Genomic DNA, 20698 nt, shown 5'->3' on the forward strand with positions numbered 1-20698 from the left:
AACGTGACAAGTTCTTCAAAAAGCGGCGTCGGTGTGCGGTCGAGCACTACGAGGAAGTCGTCGCTCCGCTGTTCTTCAAATTCTTTCGTCATTAATTGCTGCTTGCGCGCCGATGCCTTCCAATGCACCCACGAAAATCTGTCTCCCGGCACATACTCACGAACCCCGACCGCCATCGTTTGATCACGATGAAGCTGTAGCGAGGAAGCGGCCGTTCCTTGCTCAAAAAGTTCCCGCACCTGGCGATACGTCATAGCGATATAGCGCGGATATACGACAATGGTATCTTTAATGGCGTAAAACGATGTTTTTTTCATCAGCCCCAAAAAGTCACTTGCCGTCAAATAAATGGATGTGAACGTATGCTCGCCGCGCGGCAGATGTTCCAGCTCATACGTATAGGAAAATTTCTTTTTCCAAATGAAGGGGATAATCCTTTTGGACGGCCGCATGTTCAGCGCCAGAATATCTTCTTCGCCAATCATGATAGCGAAAAATGGAAACCAAATTGGGAGCTGCACTTCGATGGTAACAGTGAGCTGTTCGCCAGCATGATATTGCCGTCGTGAAACAATACGTCTCACCGTCACACGCCGCCATGGATATAAGGCAATCGCAAAAGAATAAAATGAAAATGGCAAAAAACTATAAAACAAAAACCAGCTGACAAATCCACCTTGAAACATCGCATAGGCGAACAATATGACAAACAAACTGCATAAAATCAATATTTGTGCAATAAATCTTTTTTTCTTTTTCATTCTTTTCACTACCTTTGAATCGGCACCGGGGTTCGGGCAATCATTTGTCCGACAATTTCTTCTGCGGTAAGCCCATCAAATTTTGCCTCCGATTTCATAATCATGCGATGGGATAGCACATACGGAGCTAAAAATTGGACATCATCAGGAATGACAAATTCACGTCCATGGATAAACGCATAGGCTTGGGCCGCTTTCATCAGCGCCACCGAACCGCGCGGGCTTACCCCTAGGTAAACGGACGCGTTCGAACGGCTTCGCTGCACTATGTCAACGATGTAACGCTTAATAGGATCGCTGACGTATACTTCCGCCACCTTCTGCTGCAACTCCAGCAGCTCATCCAAAGCCATTACAGGGCGAATTTCCTCAATAGGCGTCACTTTTTCCACACGGCTTAATATTTCCACTTCTTCCTCAGGGGATGGATATCCCATGTTTAGCTTCAATAAAAAGCGGTCTAGCTGGGCTTCTGGAAGCGGATATGTTCCTTCATATTCAATCGGGTTTTGCGTCGCCATGACAAAAAACGGACGCGGCAGCGGCCTTGTTATCCCATCCACCGTAATACTTCCCTCTTCCATCGCTTCCAAAAGCGCTGATTGCGTTTTCGGGGACGTGCGATTAATTTCATCGGCCAGCACGATGTTCCCCATAATCGGGCCAGGCTTGTACTCAAATTGCATCTCTTTCGGATTATAGACGGACACGCCTGTCACATCGCTTGGCAGCAAGTCAGGAGTAAATTGAATCCGCTTAAACTGCGCGTTAATCGATTTGGCTAACGCGCGCACCAACATCGTTTTGCCGACGCCGGGGACGTCTTCCAAAAGCACATGCCCTTTGGCAAGCAAAGCGACAAGGCTTAATATCGCCACATTTCTTTTTCCCACAATCACTTTCTCGATATTTTCCACAACCCGTTCCATCGATGGCTGTAAATTTTCTTTCACCCTCATGAATGGAGCTCCTTTGCTTTTAAGATAGTGGTCAATTAGACGTAGACATTTCGTGTTTCTACTATAAAATATAATAACCAATATACGTAATTTTTTGAATAATTTTTATAATGAGGGGTAGCGGCGGAAGTGCCAATAAAAATGCCGGAAAAAGTGCGAAATCATTGGCTGTCCAACTTATTTCCTAAATAAAAAAAATCATCCTAGGGCCACCAGGATGATTTGTCCTATTGTCACACCATGTTCTCCGCTCTCACCCACTGGTCATACTGCTCGGCGTTGACATATCCCGTTTTCAGCGCCGCTTCTTTTAGCGTCAATCCTTCCTTAAACGCCAGCTTCGCTATTTCAGCCGCTCGATCATAGCCAATGTGCGGGCTTAAGGCAGTCACCAGCATGAGCGAACGGTCGACATATTCTTTCATTTTGCCTTCGTTCGCTTTAAGCCCTTTAGCGCAGTGTCTATCAAAAGAATGAATGGCGTCGCCTAACAGTTGCAGCGACTGCATCGCATTATAAAGAATGACTGGCTTAAATACGTTTAATTGAAAATTCCCTTGGCTGGCGGCAAATCCGATTGCCGCATCATTGCCAAATACTTGCACTGCCACCATTGTCACTGCCTCGCTTTGCGTCGGGTTCACTTTCCCCGGCATGATTGAGCTTCCCGGTTCATTGGCTGGAAGCGTAATCTCGCCTAAACCGGAGCGCGGACCGCTTGCCAGCCAGCGCACATCGTTGGCGATTTTCATCATATCGGCCGCCAGCGCTTTTAAGGCACCGTGAACGTAAACGATTTCATCATGGCTTGTTAAGGCATGAAATTTATTAGACGCTGAACGAAACGGATAGCCTGTTTGTTTATGTAACTGTTCAGCTACTTTATCGCCAAACGAAGCCGGCGCATTCAATCCCGTGCCGACCGCTGTCCCACCGATCGCTAAATTTAACAGTTGCTCGCTTGCCTGCTTGATCATGTCCCTGCTTTTTTCAAGCATCACCCGCCACCCGGAAATCTCTTGAGCGAAGGTCAGCGGTGTGGCATCTTGCAAATGCGTCCGTCCGATTTTTATCGTGTTCTTGTATTTCGCTTCTTTTTCGAAAAAGGTGCTGATCAAGCCGTCTAGCGCCGGCAATAGATGCTCATACAGTTTCATGTAGACGGCAATATGCATCGCCGTTGGAAACGTATCGTTCGAGCTTTGCGACATATTAACATCATCATTCGGATGAATACGGCCTTCTCCTTCCGGCAACAGCTCGTTCGCTCTTCTGGCGATGACTTCGTTTACATTCATATTCGTTTGCGTTCCGCTTCCTGTCTGCCAAACGACGAGTGGAAAATGTTCATCCCATTTGCCCGCCAATATTTCCTCACAGGCGCTAGAAATCGCTCGCATCTTTGTCTCACTTAGTTTGCCGCACTCATGGTTAACGATCGCCGCCGCTTTTTTGAGCCGGGCGTAGGCGTAAATCAGCTCCAGCGGCATTTTTTCCGTACCGATTTTAAAATTATTGCGGCTTCGTTCCGTTTGCGCACCCCAATATTTATCGGCCGGCACTCTCACCTCTCCTAACGAATCGCGCTCGATTCTTTCATTCATGGAATAATCCTCCTTTATCATTTTGATCGCCTATTATGTTTTATACCCATTCCGTCCAAAGTAAACCTTCTAAGCGGGAGTGTAGCATCGATGAAAAGAAAGCATGTTTCTCATTACTTCGCCGGCATCATCAAGACCATCGGCGACCGCCTATGGATGCATAATATTACGGTATGCAATTGTTGATGATGTATAAAAGTTTGTGTAAAGCATTTTGCTAGAACAAAAGAAAAAAGGTAGGGTATTCTCTGATTGGACCAAAAATCTTAGAGAAAGGAGTACCCTACCTATGTCTAAAAGAAGTATACCGAATGTCGACTGGGCAAATCAACTGGAAAGTGTCATTCGTCAGTTTGTGAAGGAAAAATTAGAGCTGATTATGCGGGAAGAAATCAAACATTTCCTCGAAATCGAACAGGCTGGAACGCCGAATATGAGAAACGGCTACTATCAGCGAAATCTAGATACGCAATATGGCCGGATTGAGGGTCTTTTGGTTCCAAGAGACCGAAACGGGGAATTTCAAACACAGTTGTTTGCCCCTTATCAACGCCACACCGGCTGGCTGGAGGAAGCCATCATTAGGATGTATCAAAGTGGCATGAGTACACGGGAAATTGGCAAGTTTATCGAACGAATTCTAGGAAATGCTTATTCTCCAGCGACGATCAGCCGTATTACCGATGTCGTGAAAGAAGACATCGAGAAATGGCACCATCGTCCACTATCCAAACGTTATTCTGTCTTATATTTGGACGGCTTGTACGTGAAACTTCGCCGCGATACGGTAGAGAAAGAAGTCATTTATGTGGTGTTAGGAGTGAATGAAGAAGGGTATCGAGAAATTCTGGATTTCTTCGTGGGAGGACAAGAAAGCGCCTATGGATGGCAGGAAATTCTTCAACACCTCTACCAAAGAGGCGTCAAGGAAGTGCTTCTTGGCGTCTTCGATGGCCTTCCGGGGCTGGAGGAAGCCTTTAAGGCGGTGTATCCGAAAGCCGATGTGCAGCGCTGTGTCGTGCACAAAGTCCGCAACACCCTCAGCCGTGTTCGGAAAAAAGACCAATTCGAAGTGGCCGAGGATCTCAAGCTGATTTATCGCGCGCCGAATAAGGAGATGGCGTTACAAATGTTTCAACAGTTTGAGTCGAAATGGTCCAGCAAATATCCAAGAGAAGTTCAGTCTTGGGCCAATGAGTTGGATGTCCTCCTTACATTTATGGATTATCCAAGCAGTATTCGAAGTGTGATTTACACGACGAATGTCATCGAACGAACGATCAAAGAGATTCGGAAACGTCTAAAGCCGATGAACAGTTTGAGCAGTTTAGAAGCCGCGGAAAAAGTCGTGTATTTGACCATCCAAGATTTTAATGAGAAATGGGCAGGGCGAAAGTTAAGAGGATTTGCCGAAGCGCAGGAAGCTCTTCAACGAATGTTTGAAGAACGTTATTGTTAACCAAATATTGTAAATAAACAAAATAGGAGGATTCTCCCTTTCCACACAAGAGACTGAATATTCAGTCTCTCGTGTGGAGGAAATATCCCCCCTCTATTCTAAATCCATTTCAGAGATACCCTATCTATCTTACATTACACAAAATTCTTGACGGTACCCAATTGTTGAAAAAACTTTATAATTATTATTACAGTTTTATAAATTCATATGTAAAATTTTCCTAATTAAATTACATAAAAATTAGACTTCAAAGATGCACGTGGAGGAAAGTATATGAATTGGTTGATAGTGTGGGCTCCATTGCTTGAGTTTCTTGTAGGATGTTTAGCTTCTGTGTTCTTTGCTGAGAAGTTTAAAGGAGTAGCAACGATGATCATTGTTCAGTTTATACTATATATGATTCTGATGAATGCCCTGCTTCTGTACGGTTTTTTGATTAAACATTAGCCTCTGATTTGATTTAGAATAATATATTTGCATTAAAAAAGGATGATCGAAACGTAAAGCCAACTGATTTCTTTCGCATTTAAGCCGCTATTAATAAGCGGCTTTTTTTGTTATCGCTCGCAAAATAGCGAATGTAATCGTCTGAATGTGCTTTGAACCCCCCCGACTAAATCAAAAATTCTAGTCGGGGCATCCATTGTCTTAAATACAGTTGTACTCATCCTAAATGCTTGAGGGTGTCGGTTCAAATATTTGTCATAAATTTGGAAGTGTAAGCGTTACAAGAAAAAAATTAATTAAAAGTTCACAAGTGTTTGTTCCATCATCGTTTACAATATATATACGTGAAAACAATCACAAATAAATATATAAAAATAATATTTATCCTGCTAGATTGGACATCAAAGAAAGGATGAATCTATCTTGGGGGCATTATCGATTAGTGGAATAGTTATTCGATTTTTATTGGGCGGAGGAGCGGTCGTCGCTTCTACCATTATCTCAAGAAAATTAGGATCAAAAATGGGAGGAATTTTTGCCGCTTTTCCCGCTGTATTTTTAGCAGCATTACTGACACTTCGGCTCGATGTAAAGGGCAGTGAGTTAGTGGAAAAGTCGATTGTTCTATCCCAAGGAGCAGTCGTTGGGATGTTGATTAATATTTTGTGTGCAATAGCGGTTGTTTATTTTTGCACTAAGCAAGGTTGGAAACGTGGGCTTACACAGTCAGTAGCTGGATGGTTTCTTGTTTCCATTATTTATGCTGTTATTTCAGGATATTTTTAATATAGTTATCAGGTGATCTTATGGATGGACGTGATTTATTGTTCCGTTTTTTATTCGGCGGATCAGCCGTTGTGTTAAGTGATGTAACGGCAAAACTACTGCCATGGAAAGTGATCGGGGGAATTTTTGCGGCATTTCCGGCTGTTATGGTTGTTGCCGTGATGATGGTTGGTATGAAGAAAGGATCGAAAGAAGCGGCGAAAACAGCGCAAGGATCTGTTTATGGAATGATTGGTTGTCTCATTTGTGTGTTAACGGTTTTATTTTCTCTACAATTTACACAAAACTGGTGGGGAAGTTTTATCTTTGGTTTAGTTACATGGTTTGCAAGTTCCCTATTCCTTGTACACATTCGAGAGCATAAAAAGGAAAAAAGAGTACCAAGTGTCAAATAATACTAGGTTTACAATATAAAAAACAGCCAAGCTTTCTTGAAAGAGCTTGGCTGTTCTATTTTATGATCATCCTGCTTTTCTAGTTTGCTTTTTTCATATACGCTTGCTCTTGGGATGAATCTTTTTGGCGCTTCGTTCGATAGAGAAAATAAATGCTTAAACCGATAATCATCCAAATGCAGAAATACAACCACGTTTCAAGTGCAAGGCGAGTCATTAAGAAAATACAACACGCAATCGTCAAAATTGGAAGATATGGAACAAGCGGCGCCCTAAATCCTCTTTGCAGATTTGGATGTGTTTTGCGCAGTACAATAACGGATAAGGCAACCATCACAAATGTTAACAAAGCGCCAATATTGATTAAGTTGGACAATGCTCTCAAATCAATAAATCCAGCAATGGACGCTCCTGTCAATCCTGCAATCCACGTCGAAAAAACAGGTGCTTGAGAGTGGGAATGAACTGCTGAAAACGGTTTTGGCAGCAAACGATCGCGACTCATAGAAAACAGAACGCGCACCGTTGCGTAAAGATAAACAAATATAACGGTTGTGATGCCAGCAATGGCTCCAACTGATATAACTCCCGCAACAAAATTTTGTCCGACTGCATGAAGCGCAAATGCCATCGCGTCGGAAACATTTAATAAATGATATGGAACCATTCCCGTTAAGACTAAGCAAACAATAACGTATAAAAGAGTGCACACCACTAAAGAAACAATAATGCCAATTGGCAAATCACGCTGCGGTTTTTTCACTTCTTCTGCCGCGGTTGCAACTGCATCAAACCCTAAAAATGCAAAGAACACCGTAGCAGTTCCTGCGAGAACTCCTTTCCACCCAAACGGCATGAACGGATCCCAATTTCTCGGCCGAACATAGAATATTCCGACAATAACAAATAATAAAATGATGGATAATTTGATGGCTACCATCGCATTATTCACTTTCTTGCTTTCTTGCACACCTTTTGACAGCACCCATGTCATAAGTAAAATAATGCAGACAGCCGGCAAGTTCACCATTCCGCCTTGCTGAGGGACTGCACTTAGCATTTTCGGGATATGCAAATGAAATCCTTCTAACAATGAACGAAAATACGCAGACCATCCATTTGCCACTGCCGCAACGGATAAAACATAAATTAAAAGTTGCGTCCATCCTATTAAATACGCAACTACTTCCCCAATGGTCACATACGCATACGTATAGACACCTCCGGAAACAGGAAGAGCCGATGCTATTTCCGCATAACAAAACGCTACAAATCCACACACCAGTGCTGCCAGCATGAACGAAAAGATAATCGAAGGACCTGCATCATTTGCTGCCGCGACACCTGTCAACACAAGAATGCCAATCCCAACAATCGCTCCAATACCAAGCAATATTAAATCATAGGCACCTAATGTTTTCTGCAATGTTTTCTTTTGACTTAACAAGCGAGCAATTGACTTTTTCTGAAGTAAATTCATGGCGTCTCCTTTCTCTTATGCAACTAGTTCAAATGCCAAGCAATTTGGTATTATATCATATTTCGATCTTTTTCGACACATTGTTAATTTTTATTTTCTACAATTTATAATAAAGAGAACTAAATATACAAAAAATATCCATAATTCTAAAAAAAGATGTTACTCTTTAGCAAGGAGCTCATCGTTTCTCCCTAGCCTAATGATCAAGAATCACATCAATAAAATATAAATTTTGTGTGATAAGGCTGTATTGTACAGTAAAAAGAGAATTCCTTATTCACAGGAATTCCCTTTTTTAAATAGCTATCTGTTTCAACAATCAGTTTTTTACAAAGCTGCTTTCTGGTTGGAATCAGCCATCATAACCACGTTTCTGCCTCTCATCTCTTCATTTACTTTATTAGCTTCTTGCAGGTATTCTGTTTCAAACCCACTTTTTACGGCCCAAGCGTAAAAACCAAGGGATAAGCATGCAATAACAATCATATCCCAACCATATGGGATGACGTTTATACCCCCGAACTTTTCACTTCCCAAATAAGAGATGCACATCATGGATAACAAGTAGACAACCATCCAACTACCTGCCCGGAAATCTTGGCGAAAACCCTTCCATTTCATTTTTGCTTGATAGTAGAAATAAACAGGAAGCCCGATGATCATAATGAACAATACCTGCCCTGTAAGTGGCCAACGCGCCCAATATAGCGTTAAAGAAGCAAAGATAAATCCACATGGCGCAATAATACGTAGCCCCTTGAGGCGGAGAGGGCGATACAGATGCTTTCCTGTCCGTCTTAATGTCATGACGGTAATAGGACCGGTAATATAAGAAATTAAGGTAGCAACGGAAATTACCTCTGCCAATACGCCCCAACCTTTAAACAAAAACAAAAAAATAAAACATACAGCCAAGTTAAAAAACATAGCTGGACGTGGAACTCCGTAAATAGGATGCAGTTTACCTAAAATACTCGGCAAATATCCATTCTTTTGCATACCGTAAATCATACGTGCTGTTGTAGCGGTATAAGTTGTTCCTGTACCAGAAGGAGAAGCAAAAGCATCCAGGTATAATAAGATCACTAGCCAGTTTATATTTAAAGCAATCGCTAAATCGGCAAATGGCGAGTTAAAGTTTAAATGATGCCAACCGTGTACAAGCATGGAAGGATCAACAGAACCGATAAAGGCAACCTGTAACAGGACATATATAACCGTTGCAATCAGAACAGAACCCACTACCGCGATAGGAATGGATCGGCCTGGTTTTTTAGCTTCTCCCGCCATATTAATTGGACTTTGAAATCCATTAAACGCGAAGACAATGCCCGACGTAGCCACCGCTGTCAACACACTTGGCCATCCATAAGGTGCCATACTATGCCCGTGAGTAAAGTTTTCTCCGTGAAAGCCAACAAACAAAAGTGCCCCAATGGTTAATCCTGGGATGATAATTTTAAATATGGTTATAAGTGAGTTTGCTTTGGCAAACAAACTTACAGTCCAGTAATTGAGGAAAAAGTAAACAAGAATTAACACAGAGGCAATACCAAGACCTTTTGGCGTAAGCACTCCGTTTTCTACTAAACTATGTGTCCACTTCGCCCATTCCCATGGCCATGAGCTCATATATTGCACAGAAGCGATTGCCTCCACCGGAATAACCGAAACAATAGCAATCCAGTTCGCCCAAGCAGCAAGAAATCCCACAAAAGATCCATGAGAATACTGCGTATACTTTACCATTCCCCCCGCTTCGGGAAACATAGCACCTAATTCACTATAAGAAAGAGCGATACATAGGATAACAACCATCCCAATAATCCAAGAAAAAATAGCCGCTGGACCGGCGATTTTGGCGGCTTTCCAGGCACCAAATAACCAACCAGATCCTATGATGGATCCAAGCCCCGTCATCATAAGCGCGAAAGTTCCCATCTTTCGATGCATCGTATTCATCCATTTTACCCCTTTCATAAGTATGGTAGTAACTATAGGGAGAGAAGATTGCTTGATACAGGGGGGCAATCAGTGTATGTATTTTAATAATATCACAAACATTTTCAAATTAGTAATAAATCAAATTTTTGGTATGAGAATCTAATAGCATTAAAACTCTTCAGTTAATGACAAAAAAGGACTACCTCCTCTCATATAGGAAGTAGTCCTTACGATGGAATATATTTTATTACATCATTCCGCCCATGTCAGGCATTCCATTATTGCCGCCTTTGTTTTCTTCTGGTTTGTCAGCGACAACCGCTTCCGTTGTTAAGAACATAGCGGCAACAGAAGCTGCGTTTTGCAGAGCAGAACGAGTTACTTTTGTTGGGTCAACGATACCAGCTTCAATCATATCTACCCATTCACCAGTAGCTGCGTTGAAGCCGATGCCAGGTTTTTCTGTTTTCAAGCGTTCAACAATGATAGAGCCTTCCAAACCAGCGTTTTGCGCGATTTGACGAACTGGCTCTTCGATTGCGCGAAGAACGATTTTCACACCAGTTGCTTCGTCGCCTTCTGCTTCGATCGCAGCAACTTTGTTGTATACGTTCATTAATGCCGTACCACCGCCGGCTACGATACCTTCTTCGACAGCAGCACGAGTAGAGTTGAGTGCGTCTTCAATGCGCAATTTGCGTTCTTTCAATTCTGTTTCTGTAGCCGCACCAACTTTGATTACCGCTACGCCGCCAGCTAATTTTGCAAGACGTTCTTGCAATTTTTCGCGGTCGAATTCCGAAGTAGTTTCTTCTAATTGCGCACGGATTTGGTTGATGCGAGCTTTAATGCGTTCAGAATCGCCAGCGCCTTCTACGATTGTTGTATTTTCTTTCGTTACAACTACTTTCGAAGCGCGGCCAAGCGATGCGATTGTTGCAGACTTTAATTCACGACCTAGTTCTTCGGAGATGACTTCACCGCCAGTTAAGATTGCGATGTCTTCTAGCATTGCTTTACGACGATCACCGAAGCCAGGCGCTTTTACCGCTACCGCATTGAATGTACCGCGAAGTTTGTTGACGACTAATGTTGCGAGCGCTTCGCCTTCAACATCTTCTGCGATAATTAATAGCGGTCTTCCTTGTTGAACAACTTGTTCTAAGATAGGCAAGATTTCTTGGATGCTAGAAACTTTTTTATCTGTAATTAAGATGTATGGATTTTCAAGCACTGCTTCCATTTTTTCTGTATCTGTGATCATGTATGGAGATACATAACCACGGTCAAATTGCATACCTTCGACAACATCTAATTCTGTTGTGAAACCTTTTGATTCTTCTAATGTGATAACACCGTCGTTGCCGACGCGTTCCATTGCTTCTGCGATTAATTGACCAACTTCTTCGTCAGCCGCAGAGATCGCAGCAACTTGGGCAATCGATTCTTTTCCTCTGATTGGTTTCGAGATTGCTTTTAATTCTTCTACTGCCACAGCGACCGCTTTTTCAATACCTTTGCGGATGCCCATTGGGTTAGCGCCAGCTGTAACGTTTTTCAATCCTTCGCGGATCATTGCTTGCGCTAAAACTGTTGCCGTTGTTGTACCGTCCCCAGCAACATCATTTGTTTTGCTTGCTACTTCCGCAACAAGTTTCGCACCCATGTTTTCAAATGGGTCTTCTAATTCGATTTCTTTCGCGATTGTTACACCGTCGTTTGTAATTAATGGCGAACCAAATTTTTTCTCTAATACGACGTTACGGCCTTTTGGACCTAATGTTACTTTTACTGCATCTGCTAGTTTATCCACACCGCGTAACATCGCGCGACGAGCTTCTTCGCTGAATTTAATTTCTTTTGCCATACCCCGTTACCTCCTTATAAAATGAAATTGTATTAAGTATTTTTTGCATATCTATGTTATCAACGCTGTATATTAACCAATAACAGCTAAAATATCGCTTTCACGTAAGATTAAGTATTCTTTGCCGTCATATTTTACTTCTGTGCCGGCATATTTCGAGAAGATAATGCGATCGCCAACTTCTACTTCTGGAGCTACACGCTCACCGCTGTCAAGCACACGTCCTTTGCCAACAGCAACTACTCGGCCTTCTTGCGGTTTTTCTTTCGCAGTGTCTGGCAATACGATACCGCTTGCAGTTTTTTCTTCCGTTTCAATTACTTCAATGACAACGCGATCACCTAATGGCTTTAACACGGAAAACAACCTCCTTAACAATAATTTTCGCCGTTCTTATTAGCACTCATCTCAATTGAGTGCTAACACACTTATAATATTAATGAACTTCTCTTTTTTTTGCAAGTAGGAAATACAAAAAAATAACTGCTTTTCTTTATTATAAATCCTTTTCAAGTATTTCACGTTTCTATGGCTGATAAACAGCTGTGGTTAATTTTTTTATATTTTTGCAAAAGATGTGCTAAAATACGGAAAGCATCACTATTTTGTTGGCAAAGGGGTAAGTTTCCTTGAAACGACAATATTGGTATGTCATTATTACGTATGTCGTCATGCAGCTGTCTGGTATTATAGGTGTTCCGCTTCTGCGCTTTCTCGGTGTGGGGAAACATGCCAAAAATAAACTCATTGCCGCAGAGATCGCCTCTGGCTATTGGGCAGTCATTAGCTTTGCTATTGCGTTTTTGATTATTCTCTTTTTCTTGCGCGAAGATATAAAACAACGGCATACTCGTTATCGCGTTTCTTTGCCTGTCGCTTGGATGTGGGCGGTCGGCGGCGTTTTTTTGGCGCTCTTTGCCCAAAGCCTTGCCGCTAATATTGAATGGCATTTGCTTGGCATCGAGCCAGGCTCGGAAAACACGAGACGCATTGTCGGAATCATTCGAGTCACCCCGATATTGATCATCGTTACTTCCATTATCGGCCCGATTTTAGAAGAAATTATTTTTCGCAAGATTATTTTCGGGGCGCTATATCAAAAATACAATTTCCTCATTGCCGCGCTTATCAGTTCGCTATTATTTGCGGTAGTCCATATGGAATTGAAGCATCTGCTTTTATATGCGGCAATGGGATTTACGTTTGCCTTTCTTTATGCGAAAACAGGGCGCATTTTTGTTCCGATTTTCGCTCACGTTACGATGAATACGTTCGTCGTCGTGATGCAAACGTTGTTTGCCGATGAAATTGAAAGAATGATGCGGCAGACGGAACATATACAACTCATTATTGGGCATTGGGGGCTTTTAATACAATGAAAAGGACGCCATTACAATTCGCTTTTTTCTATTTTCTGATGGGGATACTATTTACTTACTTATCTGTTCAAAGCGCAAAAGATACGATTTGGAACTTTTTTACGATTGTGCTTGCCATACTGGCTACGCTTGATTTTGGAGCAGCAATACGTCTCTTCGCACTCCACTTTCGCAAATAAACCTCCCGTTCGATTCACGGGAGGTTTTCCTGTTCCTGTTGCGCCAACAAAACTTTGCGATAAGCAAATTTCGAAATCCAAATGCTTACCTCATATAAAATCGAAAGCGGAATCATCACAATCACTTGCGATAATACATCCGGCGGCGTAATGATCGCAGCCACAATCAATAAGACCAGATACGCGTATTTCCGTATTTTGATCAGCAACATCGGCGTAATCAAGCCGAGCCTTGTTAAAAACATCACAACTACCGGCAGCTGAAAGACAATGCCAAACGGCAAGATGAGCTGAAGCAAAAATTCGAAATATTCATTAATGCCGATGACTTGATGAATGCCAAGATCGTTCGCCAAATTTTGCATAAAGCGAACGACAAACGGAAATAAGACAAAATACGCAAAACTAACGCCGGCTAAAAAGAGGAAAATGGAAATTGGAATATAGCTTAACGTCACTTTTCGTTCTTTTTCATATAACCCAGGGCTGACAAACGCCCAAATTTGATAAAGCAGAACCGGTGCGGTAAGAATAAAGGCAATGACAAACGCAAACTGAAAATAAATTCTGATCGGATCTGTCAAACGAAACGCGTTCATCGTTAATTGTTTCGCTTCACCGGTTCGCTGCAAATACAAAATGACCGGTTCTACAAAAAAGAAGCTCACGATCAAGGCAACGCTAAAAAAAATAAGAACAATAATCAGCCGTTTTCGCAATTCACCTAGGTGCTCATATACCGACATTTCTTTATCGTTCATATGTCAACCATCCTAACTTATTATTGGTCGGCTTTTTTTTCATCCTCATCGGCTAATCCCTTCGTCGCATCCTTGAATTCGCGGAGCGATTGCCCGAGCGACTTGCCCAGTTCCGGAAGCTTTTTTGTTCCAAACAATAATAAAATAACAAGCACGATTAATAAATATTTCACGTTTCGTTCTCTCCTTTATCGAGCGGATAATTTTTTAAAAAATAGACGAGTGACTGCAATTCGACAGCTAAGTCAATATGGTGGACGCGAATGTGTTTCGGCACGTTCAGGCGCGCCGGCGTAAAATTTAAAATCCCTTTAATTCCTTTTCCGACAAGACGGTCTGTAATCCATTGCGCAACATGAGCCGGCACCGTTAAAATCGCTACTGGAATTCCCTCGTGAAGACGCCCTTCTAATTCGTCCAAATGATAGACAGGCACCCCGCCGACTGTTGTACCAACCTTTTTCTCATCCACATCAAATGCCATGACAATTTTCGTATTATTGTTTTTCAAAAAATTATAGTTTAAAAATGCCGTTCCTAAGTTCCCGACTCCAAATAGCGCGACTTCGGTCACTTCGTCTTGATCGAGCGTTTTGCGGAAAAATGACAACAAATAGTTGACATTATATCCATACCCTTTTTTTCCGAGCGCACCAAAATAGGAAAAATCGCGACGGATCGTTGCGGGATCGACTTTGACCGCCTCGCTCAATTCGGCAGAAGAAACACGTTGCTTTCCGGAAGCATGTAAATTTTTTAAAAAACGATAATATAACGGCAAGCGTTTTGCCGTTGCTTGCGGAATTTTTGGCTGTTCATTGCTCATCGATGAATCCCCCAGCACTTCTTTTTTCCCGTTGATAATGGCCCGACTTCCCACCAGTTTTCTCTACCAAATAGGTTGGGCCAATCACCATCCCTTTATCAAGCGCCTTGCACATGTCATACACCGTCAGTGCGCATACAGAGGCGGCCGTTAGCGCTTCCATCTCCACCCCTGTGCTGCCCTTCGTTTTCACTGTGACAGTAATCAGTAATTGATATAACGCTTTTTCTTCCTCCACATGCCACGCAAATTGAATGTCGACACCTTTTAACATAAGCGGATGACACATTGGAATTAAATCTGGCGTTTTTTTTGCGGCCATAACGCCAGCTATTTGCGCAACAGCAAGCACATCCCCTTTTTCGATCGCGTTGTTTGTCATTTTTTCATAAATTTCCTTATTTACTGTCACACTTGTTTGAGCGACCGCTATGCGAACCGTATCCTCTTTGTCTGAAATATCGACCATTTTTGCCCGGCCTTGTTCGTTAAAATGGGTAAATGATGACAACGTAATCTCCTCCCACTATAAACTATACACTATTTTTCGTCATCTGTCTTTTATCGTTTTATTGCGATAAGAAAACAAATTACGCTACACTATTATTGTTAAACGAGAGGTGAATAACAATGATCATTTTACAAGTCAACCAACTGACAAAATATTTTGGCGCTGACCTTATTTTATCGAATATAAAATTAGAAATACAATCCAAAGACCGCATCGCTCTCGTCGGGAGAAACGGAGAAGGAAAATCGACATTATTAAAAATCATTGCCGGAGAACTTTCTTACGATAGCGGAGAAATCATTAAACCAAAAGAAGTGACGATCGGCTACCTCGCCCAAGACAGTGGGCTTCACTCTTCCTTGTCGATTTGGGAAGAGATGATGACGGTATTTGCACCGTTAAAGGCAATGGAGAAGCAATTACGCGAGATGGAAATGCAAATGGGCGATCCCGATTTGCTTGCGGACGCTTCCCGTTACGAAAAACTATTAAAAGACTATGACGCGTTGCAAGAACGCTATAAAGAACAAGGCGGTTACCAATACGAAGCTGATATTCGCTCCATTTTACACGGTTTGCAGTTTTCTAAGTACGATTATATGACGACTCCTGTCCAATCGCTAAGCGGCGGACAGCGAACGCGTCTGGCACTCGGAAAATTGCTTTTAATGAAACCCGATTTGCTTATTTTAGACGAGCCGACCAACCATTTAGACCTAGAAACATTAACATGGTTGGAACAATATTTACAAACGTATCCTGGCGCGATTTTAATCGTTTCCCATGACCGCTATTTTCTCGATAAAATTGTTACCCAAGTATACGAACTGTCACGTGCGACATTAAAGCGGTATAGCGGCAATTACAGCCGTTACCTAGAGCAACGGGCAGAGGAATACGAACGGGAACGAAAACTATATGAAAAACAGCAAGAAGAAATCGCAAAGCTGCAAGAGTTTATTCAGCGCAATATCGCCCGCGCTTCGACCACCAAGCGCGCGCAAAGCCGAAGAAAACGGCTTGAAAAAATGGAAAGAATGGAGAGACCAGTCGGGGATGAAAAAGCCGCTTCGTTTTCCTTCGAGATCGAACGGCAAAGTGGTAATGACGTGTTGACCGCCGAAAATGTGTCAGTAGGATACGATGCGGACCAACCAATTATTCGCAACATCCACTTTCGTATTACACGCGGGGAAAGTATTGCCCTGATTGGACCGAACGGAATCGGTAAATCGACGTTATTAAAAGCGATCGTCAACAAGCTGCCTCTGCAAACAGGGCAATTCCGCTACGGCTCGAACGTACAGATCGGCTACTATGACCAAAACCAGGCCGACTTATCATCGAATAAACGCGTGCTCGATGAGCTTTGGGATGAATACCCTGACAAAACGGAAAAAGAAATCCGCACCGTGCTTGGAAACTTTTTATTTTCCGGAGATGACGTATTAAAACCTGTATCAGGACTTAGCGGCGGTGAAAAAGCCAGACTGGCGCTCGCCAAACTAATGATGCAAAAAGCGAACTTCCTTATTTTAGATGAACCGACCAACCATCTTGATTTAGACAGCAAAGAAGTACTCGAGAACGCCTTAATCGAATATCCCGGAACGATTTTGTTCGTTTCCCATGACCGTTACTTTATCAACCGCATCGCCACGAAAATATTTGAACTTTCGAGTGACGGGATTACGGAATATTTGGGTGACTATGATTACTACATCGCCAAAAAGGAAGAAATGCGCGAACTCGAACGCCTCGCCGCCATGGAGCAGCCGAAAGCACAGCTTAGCCATCCTGATGGCGAAATAACGAAAAAATCGAGCTACGAACAGGAAAAAGCAGCAAAAAAACTGGAACGGCAACGCAAGCGCCGCATAGAGGAAATTGAAGCAGAAATTAGCGAATTAGAACAACAAATCGCACACGTTGAAGAACAATTATGTGATCCTGAAATTTACCAAGATCGCGAAAAAGTGCAACAACTAACAAAAAAGAACGAGGAAATGAAACAAAAACTGGATTTGTTATTAGTAGAATGGGAAAAACTTTATACATTGCAATAATAAAATACACAAAAACATCCACCAACTTCTTCACGGTGGATGTTTTTAGTTAATCACATATTCACAAACTTATCCCCATTTTTTTCCCCGTCATTCAAGTTATTCACCGATTTTTCCACATTATCCACAAAAAATGCCTCTTTTATATGAAAAAAACTGTGATTATTTTCTCCTTACTATAGTAAGTTTTTTTTACATTTTCCACAATATCCACAGGTTGTGGATAAATGTATGCACAACTATTATTTTTTTAATAAAAAATGGACCTTTTTCAAGAATAGATCTTGAAAAAAGTCCTTTATGATTTGCCTTATTCCAAATCCAAACTCGGATCCGCATTTAATGCCATATCCACCCGTTTTCCTTGCGCAAACAACACAGTGCCTGCCGCTGCGATCATCGCCGCATTATCGGTGCATAGCGATAGCGGCGGTATCACCAGCTCGACGTTGTCTAATTTCGCCATTTGCTTTTGCAATTCCGCCCTTAATCCTCGGTTAGCGGCAACCCCGCCTGCAAGCAACACTTGACGGACGTGATATTCTTTTGCCGCTTGAATTGTTTTTGTCACCAACACGTCGATGACGCTTGCCTGGAAGCTCGCCGCCATATCTTTCGCATCTATTTCTTCGCCGCGCTGTTTAGCATTATGAAGCGTATTTAATACGGCCGATTTCAGACCGCTGAAGCTGAAATCATACGATCCTTCTTCGAGCCAGGTCCGCGGCAAATCAATTGTCACCTTCCCTTCATGCGCAAGACGGTCAATATGCGGTCCACCTGGGTAAGGAAGGTTTAACGCCCTCGCCACTTTGTCATACGCTTCTCCCGCTGCATCGTCTCTCGTTTCGCCGATGACTTGAAACTTGCCGTGTTCCTTCATGTACACAAGTTCCGTATGTCCGCCAGAAACGACAAGGGATAGTAATGGAAATTTCATTTCTGTAACAAGCCGATTCGCGTAAATATGACCAGCGATGTGATGAACGCCAACCAGCGGAATATTGTAGGCAAATGATAACGCTTTTGCCGCGTTGACCCCAATTAGCAGCGCGCCGACCAGTCCTGGGCCTTGCGTTACCGCAATTGCGTGCAATTGCGAAAAGGAAACGCCTGCCTTATTCATCGCTTCTTCAATCACAAGTGTAATTTGCTCAACATGATGACGCGAGGCGATTTCCGGTACGACACCACCGAAACGTTTATGGCTTTCCATTTGTGAAGCGACAATATTGGAGAGAATTTCTTTGCCGTTTTTCACTACTGCTGCTGCTGTTTCGTCGCAGCTCGTTTCAATTCCAAGCACATATATGTCGTGATTCATGATAAATTCACCCACATTACTAGCGCATCTTCTAAATTATCTGGATAATAATGTCTACGAATGCCGCCATTGCGAAACCCTAACTTTCGATATAACGACTGAGCAACATGATTAGAAACTCGAACTTCCAACGTCATTGTTACAGCCCCTAGCTGTTTGGCCGTTTCCATCAATTTGCGCATGAGCGCTTCTCCTAAATTTTTGCCGCGAAATTCCGGCAATACTGCCACATTCGTAATATGCGCCTCATCGATCACTACCCACATCCCGGCATAACCGATGATGCGACCTTCATGCACCATAACGATATATTTCGCGTAACGATTGTGGACAAGCTCATTATAAAATGCCTCCCTGCTCCAAGGCACGGTAAACGAGGCACGCTCTACTTGCAACACAGCATCAATGTCATTTAACGTCATGAATCGAAATTGAATATCCATCCCCATTATTCTTTTCCCCTTTTTGCTTGGCAAGCCATTTGGCTTCTGCCTCCGCCAAACGGATATAATTCGGTACGAATGCATGCGCGTCTTCCCGCTCTTTTTTCTTTCCAAGGAGTGCTAGTTCACTCGGCCGCGGCAGTTGCAACGAAGAAGGAGCAAAATGTGCCCATTCCCCAAGCTGTGTTTGGAACAGATCTTTATATAAAGCAACATCCGTTCCAATAAATAACACCGCTTCTTTTCTTGCCTTGAGTTGGTTTGCCCATTCTTCCGCTAAAACGATGCGATCGCTTTCTATACATACGAGCTCTTCCCCATCATAACGGTATAAGCCCGTATAAACCTGTCCCCTTCTGGCATCAAAAAACGGAGAAATCAAGCCGGAAAAATATCTGCCATTGGCCGCGAGCACCTCTAAACTAGATACCCCGACGATCGGAATATTTAGCGCCCATGCTAAGGTCTTGGCAATTGTCACACCGATGCGCACACCTGTATACGAACCAGGCCCCTTTGCCACCGCAATAAGCCCTAATTCATTCGGAACGACGCCGCATTGCTTTAGCAATGACTGAACCGCCGGCATCACACGTGTCGAGTGGTCTTTTTTTATATTGGTGACGATTTCCCCTCTTACTACATCATCCTCAACTAATGCGATTCCCATTACGACATTGGATGTATCAATCGCCAATATTTTCATGTTTCCAAAATCTCCTTACATAACTGTTCATATCGTTTTCCCACTGGTTCCATCACTAATCTGCGCTGATGATCTCCATGATGAAACAAATAAATGTTTAATCTTTCTTTTGGTAATTGCGCCTCGATAAGGTGTGCCCATTCAATAACAGTAACGCCATCTCCTTCAAAGTATTCGTCAAAGCCAAGATCCTCCATCTCATCCTCTAGGCGGTAAACATCCATATGATAAAGAGGAAGGCGCCCTTTATACTCTTTTACGATCGTAAAGGTAGGACTATTAATCGTTTTTTCGATTCCTAGTCCTTTCGCCAATCCTTTTGTAAAGGTGGTCTTCCCTGCCCCTAAATCTCCTTCTAGCGTAATGACAGATCCTGCTTCTAATTTTTCCCCTAATTTGCGAGCAAGGCTCATCGTTTCTTCCGGGGAATGCATTACCCATTCGTAATGTTTCATGAAATGTCACCTTATTATATTGTAATTTGATAACCTTTGCTTTTGAAATTTTACCATATTTCCACCACTCGTTACCACTTTTCATTATAGAGGAAAGGTGACGATGATTTTATTATTATCTTATCGATCGTAATCAAGAAGAGCACTCCCACATAGCTACACACTAGTCTTCACACCAGTTTTACCGTTAGAGGGAAAAGGCAGCTGACACTGTAGTAAAAAACAAATAAAAAAACCTTAGGAAATCGGTATTTCCTAAGGCTAGTTGGATTGCGGGGGCAGGATTTGAACCTGCGACCTTCGGGTTATGAGCCCGACGAGCTACCGGACTGCTCCACCCCGCGGC

General features: G+C 42.7%; 21 protein-coding genes and 1 tRNA gene. 6 read left to right on the forward strand and 16 right to left on the reverse strand.

Going from position 1 to position 20698, the window contains the following annotated elements; all coding sequences use genetic code 11:
- From BDD39_RS00005 to fumC, 3 genes are all read right to left on the reverse strand, one after another.
- The coding region (locus BDD39_RS00005; RefSeq protein ID WP_166907066.1) for a DUF58 domain-containing protein at nucleotides 1-761 on the reverse strand (761 nt) is incomplete at its 3' end.
- An 8-nt stretch (nucleotides 762-769) separates the two neighbouring features.
- Entirely contained in the window at nucleotides 770-1720 is a 951-nt protein-coding gene (locus BDD39_RS00010; protein ID WP_166907068.1) for an AAA family ATPase, read from the reverse strand.
- Between the two features lie 233 nt (nucleotides 1721-1953).
- Nucleotides 1954-3324: a class II fumarate hydratase gene (gene fumC, locus BDD39_RS00015; RefSeq protein WP_166907071.1), complete on the reverse strand. Its 1371-nt coding sequence runs from the start codon at nucleotides 3322-3324 to the stop codon at nucleotides 1954-1956.
- Nucleotides 3325-3613: 289 nt separating this feature from the next.
- Between fumC and BDD39_RS00020 the strand changes: the two genes are divergently transcribed.
- From BDD39_RS00020 to BDD39_RS00030, 3 genes are all read left to right on the forward strand, one after another.
- The gene (locus BDD39_RS00020) at nucleotides 3614-4783 is read left to right on the forward strand and encodes an IS256 family transposase (RefSeq protein ID WP_166907073.1); all 1170 of its coding nucleotides are present in this window, start codon (nucleotides 3614-3616) and stop codon (nucleotides 4781-4783) included.
- 870 nt (nucleotides 4784-5653) lie between these two features.
- Complete coding sequence (locus BDD39_RS00025; protein ID WP_208404306.1) at nucleotides 5654-6016, forward strand: DUF3147 family protein; 363 nt, start codon at nucleotides 5654-5656, stop codon at nucleotides 6014-6016.
- A 20-nt stretch (nucleotides 6017-6036) separates the two neighbouring features.
- Nucleotides 6037-6411, forward strand: a complete 375-nt coding sequence (locus BDD39_RS00030) for a DUF3147 family protein (RefSeq protein ID WP_166907075.1) — start codon at nucleotides 6037-6039, stop codon at nucleotides 6409-6411.
- Between the two features lie 79 nt (nucleotides 6412-6490).
- Here the strand turns inward: BDD39_RS00030 and BDD39_RS00035 are convergent, their stop codons facing one another.
- From BDD39_RS00035 to groES, 4 genes are all read right to left on the reverse strand, one after another.
- The gene (locus tag BDD39_RS00035; protein WP_166907077.1) at nucleotides 6491-7891 is read right to left on the reverse strand and encodes an amino acid permease; all 1401 of its coding nucleotides are present in this window, start codon (nucleotides 7889-7891) and stop codon (nucleotides 6491-6493) included.
- Between the two features lie 327 nt (nucleotides 7892-8218).
- Nucleotides 8219-9853, reverse strand: a complete 1635-nt coding sequence (locus BDD39_RS00040; protein ID WP_166907079.1) for an APC family permease — start codon at nucleotides 9851-9853, stop codon at nucleotides 8219-8221.
- 229 nt (nucleotides 9854-10082) lie between these two features.
- Nucleotides 10083-11702 carry a chaperonin GroEL gene (gene groL, locus BDD39_RS00045; RefSeq protein ID WP_166907082.1) on the reverse strand — a complete coding sequence of 540 codons (1620 nt, stop codon included), beginning with the start codon at nucleotides 11700-11702 and terminating at the stop codon, nucleotides 10083-10085.
- A gap of 72 nt (nucleotides 11703-11774) precedes the next feature.
- Nucleotides 11775-12059, reverse strand: coding sequence for a co-chaperone GroES (gene groES, locus BDD39_RS00050; RefSeq protein ID WP_043903404.1), 285 nt, complete (start codon nucleotides 12057-12059; stop codon nucleotides 11775-11777).
- Between the two features lie 272 nt (nucleotides 12060-12331).
- Here groES and BDD39_RS00055 point away from each other — a divergent pair, with 272 nt between their 5' ends.
- Nucleotides 12332-13081 carry a CPBP family intramembrane glutamic endopeptidase gene (locus tag BDD39_RS00055; RefSeq protein ID WP_166907084.1) on the forward strand — a complete coding sequence of 250 codons (750 nt, stop codon included), beginning with the start codon at nucleotides 12332-12334 and terminating at the stop codon, nucleotides 13079-13081.
- Between the two features lie 38 nt (nucleotides 13082-13119).
- Complete coding sequence (locus BDD39_RS00060) at nucleotides 13120-13260, forward strand: YdiK family protein (RefSeq protein ID WP_341801479.1); 141 nt, start codon at nucleotides 13120-13122, stop codon at nucleotides 13258-13260.
- A 14-nt stretch (nucleotides 13261-13274) separates the two neighbouring features.
- Here the strand turns inward: BDD39_RS00060 and tatC are convergent, their stop codons facing one another.
- The 4 genes from tatC to moaC are packed head-to-tail and all read right to left on the reverse strand — an operon-like array spanning nucleotide 13275 to nucleotide 15358.
- A complete protein-coding gene (gene tatC, locus BDD39_RS00065; RefSeq protein WP_166907088.1) occupies nucleotides 13275-14021 on the reverse strand; it encodes a twin-arginine translocase subunit TatC in 747 nt (248 codons plus the stop codon).
- A 20-nt stretch (nucleotides 14022-14041) separates the two neighbouring features.
- The gene (locus tag BDD39_RS00070; protein ID WP_017434444.1) at nucleotides 14042-14194 is read right to left on the reverse strand and encodes a twin-arginine translocase TatA/TatE family subunit; all 153 of its coding nucleotides are present in this window, start codon (nucleotides 14192-14194) and stop codon (nucleotides 14042-14044) included.
- Nucleotides 14191-14847, reverse strand: a complete 657-nt coding sequence (locus tag BDD39_RS00075; protein ID WP_166907091.1) for a redox-sensing transcriptional repressor Rex — start codon at nucleotides 14845-14847, stop codon at nucleotides 14191-14193. Before BDD39_RS00075 ends, BDD39_RS00070 begins: the two co-directional genes overlap by 4 nt.
- On the reverse strand, nucleotides 14837-15358 hold the full coding sequence (gene moaC, locus BDD39_RS00080) for a cyclic pyranopterin monophosphate synthase MoaC (RefSeq protein ID WP_166907093.1): 522 nt from the start codon (nucleotides 15356-15358) through the stop codon (nucleotides 14837-14839). The genes BDD39_RS00075 and moaC overlap by 11 nt, the downstream gene beginning before the upstream one ends.
- A 119-nt stretch (nucleotides 15359-15477) precedes the next feature.
- Here moaC and BDD39_RS00085 point away from each other — a divergent pair, with 119 nt between their 5' ends.
- The gene (locus tag BDD39_RS00085; protein WP_166907095.1) at nucleotides 15478-17424 is read left to right on the forward strand and encodes an ABC-F family ATP-binding cassette domain-containing protein; all 1947 of its coding nucleotides are present in this window, start codon (nucleotides 15478-15480) and stop codon (nucleotides 17422-17424) included.
- 310 nt (nucleotides 17425-17734) lie between these two features.
- Here BDD39_RS00085 and tsaD read toward each other — a convergent pair whose 3' ends face one another.
- From tsaD to BDD39_RS00110, 5 genes are all read right to left on the reverse strand, one after another.
- Nucleotides 17735-18748: a tRNA (adenosine(37)-N6)-threonylcarbamoyltransferase complex transferase subunit TsaD gene (tsaD, locus tag BDD39_RS00090; protein ID WP_166907097.1), complete on the reverse strand. Its 1014-nt coding sequence runs from the start codon at nucleotides 18746-18748 to the stop codon at nucleotides 17735-17737.
- Nucleotides 18745-19197: a ribosomal protein S18-alanine N-acetyltransferase gene (rimI, locus tag BDD39_RS00095; RefSeq protein ID WP_166907099.1), complete on the reverse strand. Its 453-nt coding sequence runs from the start codon at nucleotides 19195-19197 to the stop codon at nucleotides 18745-18747. The genes tsaD and rimI overlap by 4 nt, the downstream gene beginning before the upstream one ends.
- On the reverse strand, nucleotides 19157-19897 hold the full coding sequence (tsaB, locus tag BDD39_RS00100) for a tRNA (adenosine(37)-N6)-threonylcarbamoyltransferase complex dimerization subunit type 1 TsaB (protein WP_166907101.1): 741 nt from the start codon (nucleotides 19895-19897) through the stop codon (nucleotides 19157-19159). The genes rimI and tsaB overlap by 41 nt, the downstream gene beginning before the upstream one ends.
- Nucleotides 19894-20352 carry a tRNA (adenosine(37)-N6)-threonylcarbamoyltransferase complex ATPase subunit type 1 TsaE gene (tsaE, locus tag BDD39_RS00105; RefSeq protein WP_166907108.1) on the reverse strand — a complete coding sequence of 153 codons (459 nt, stop codon included), beginning with the start codon at nucleotides 20350-20352 and terminating at the stop codon, nucleotides 19894-19896. The genes tsaB and tsaE overlap by 4 nt, the downstream gene beginning before the upstream one ends.
- Nucleotides 20353-20622: 270 nt before the next feature.
- A tRNA-Met gene (locus BDD39_RS00110) sits at nucleotides 20623-20696 on the reverse strand.
- Nucleotides 20697-20698: the final 2 nt, after the last annotated feature.

Source organism: Saccharococcus thermophilus (assembly GCF_011761475.1).
Taxonomy (GTDB): Bacteria; Bacillota; Bacilli; order Bacillales; family Anoxybacillaceae; genus Saccharococcus; species Saccharococcus thermophilus.

What these genes read in the sequence shown, in the direction of transcription:
- tsaD (WP_166907097.1), bottom strand. Translation starts at nt 18,748, where the DNA reads ATGAATCACGACATATATGTGCTTGGAATTGAAACGAGCTGCGACGAA.
- tsaB (WP_166907101.1), bottom strand. Translation starts at nt 19,897, where the DNA reads ATGAAAATATTGGCGATTGATACATCCAATGTCGTAATGGGAATCGCA.
- fumC (WP_166907071.1), bottom strand. Translation starts at nt 3,324, where the DNA reads ATGAATGAAAGAATCGAGCGCGATTCGTTAGGAGAGGTGAGAGTGCCG.
- tsaE (WP_166907108.1), bottom strand. Translation starts at nt 20,352, where the DNA reads ATGAAACATTACGAATGGGTAATGCATTCCCCGGAAGAAACGATGAGC.
- BDD39_RS00030 (WP_166907075.1), top strand. Translation starts at nt 6,037, where the DNA reads ATGGATGGACGTGATTTATTGTTCCGTTTTTTATTCGGCGGATCAGCC.
- BDD39_RS00020 (WP_166907073.1), top strand. Translation starts at nt 3,614, where the DNA reads ATGTCTAAAAGAAGTATACCGAATGTCGACTGGGCAAATCAACTGGAA.
- BDD39_RS00085 (WP_166907095.1), top strand. Translation starts at nt 15,478, where the DNA reads ATGATCATTTTACAAGTCAACCAACTGACAAAATATTTTGGCGCTGAC.
- tatC (WP_166907088.1), bottom strand. Translation starts at nt 14,021, where the DNA reads ATGAACGATAAAGAAATGTCGGTATATGAGCACCTAGGTGAATTGCGA.
- BDD39_RS00040 (WP_166907079.1), bottom strand. Translation starts at nt 9,853, where the DNA reads ATGAATACGATGCATCGAAAGATGGGAACTTTCGCGCTTATGATGACG.
- BDD39_RS00075 (WP_166907091.1), bottom strand. Translation starts at nt 14,847, where the DNA reads ATGAGCAATGAACAGCCAAAAATTCCGCAAGCAACGGCAAAACGCTTG.
- BDD39_RS00060 (WP_341801479.1), top strand. Translation starts at nt 13,120, where the DNA reads ATGGGGATACTATTTACTTACTTATCTGTTCAAAGCGCAAAAGATACG.
- rimI (WP_166907099.1), bottom strand. Translation starts at nt 19,197, where the DNA reads ATGGGGATGGATATTCAATTTCGATTCATGACGTTAAATGACATTGAT.
- BDD39_RS00010 (WP_166907068.1), bottom strand. Translation starts at nt 1,720, where the DNA reads ATGAGGGTGAAAGAAAATTTACAGCCATCGATGGAACGGGTTGTGGAA.
- groL (WP_166907082.1), bottom strand. Translation starts at nt 11,702, where the DNA reads ATGGCAAAAGAAATTAAATTCAGCGAAGAAGCTCGTCGCGCGATGTTA.
- BDD39_RS00035 (WP_166907077.1), bottom strand. Translation starts at nt 7,891, where the DNA reads ATGAATTTACTTCAGAAAAAGTCAATTGCTCGCTTGTTAAGTCAAAAG.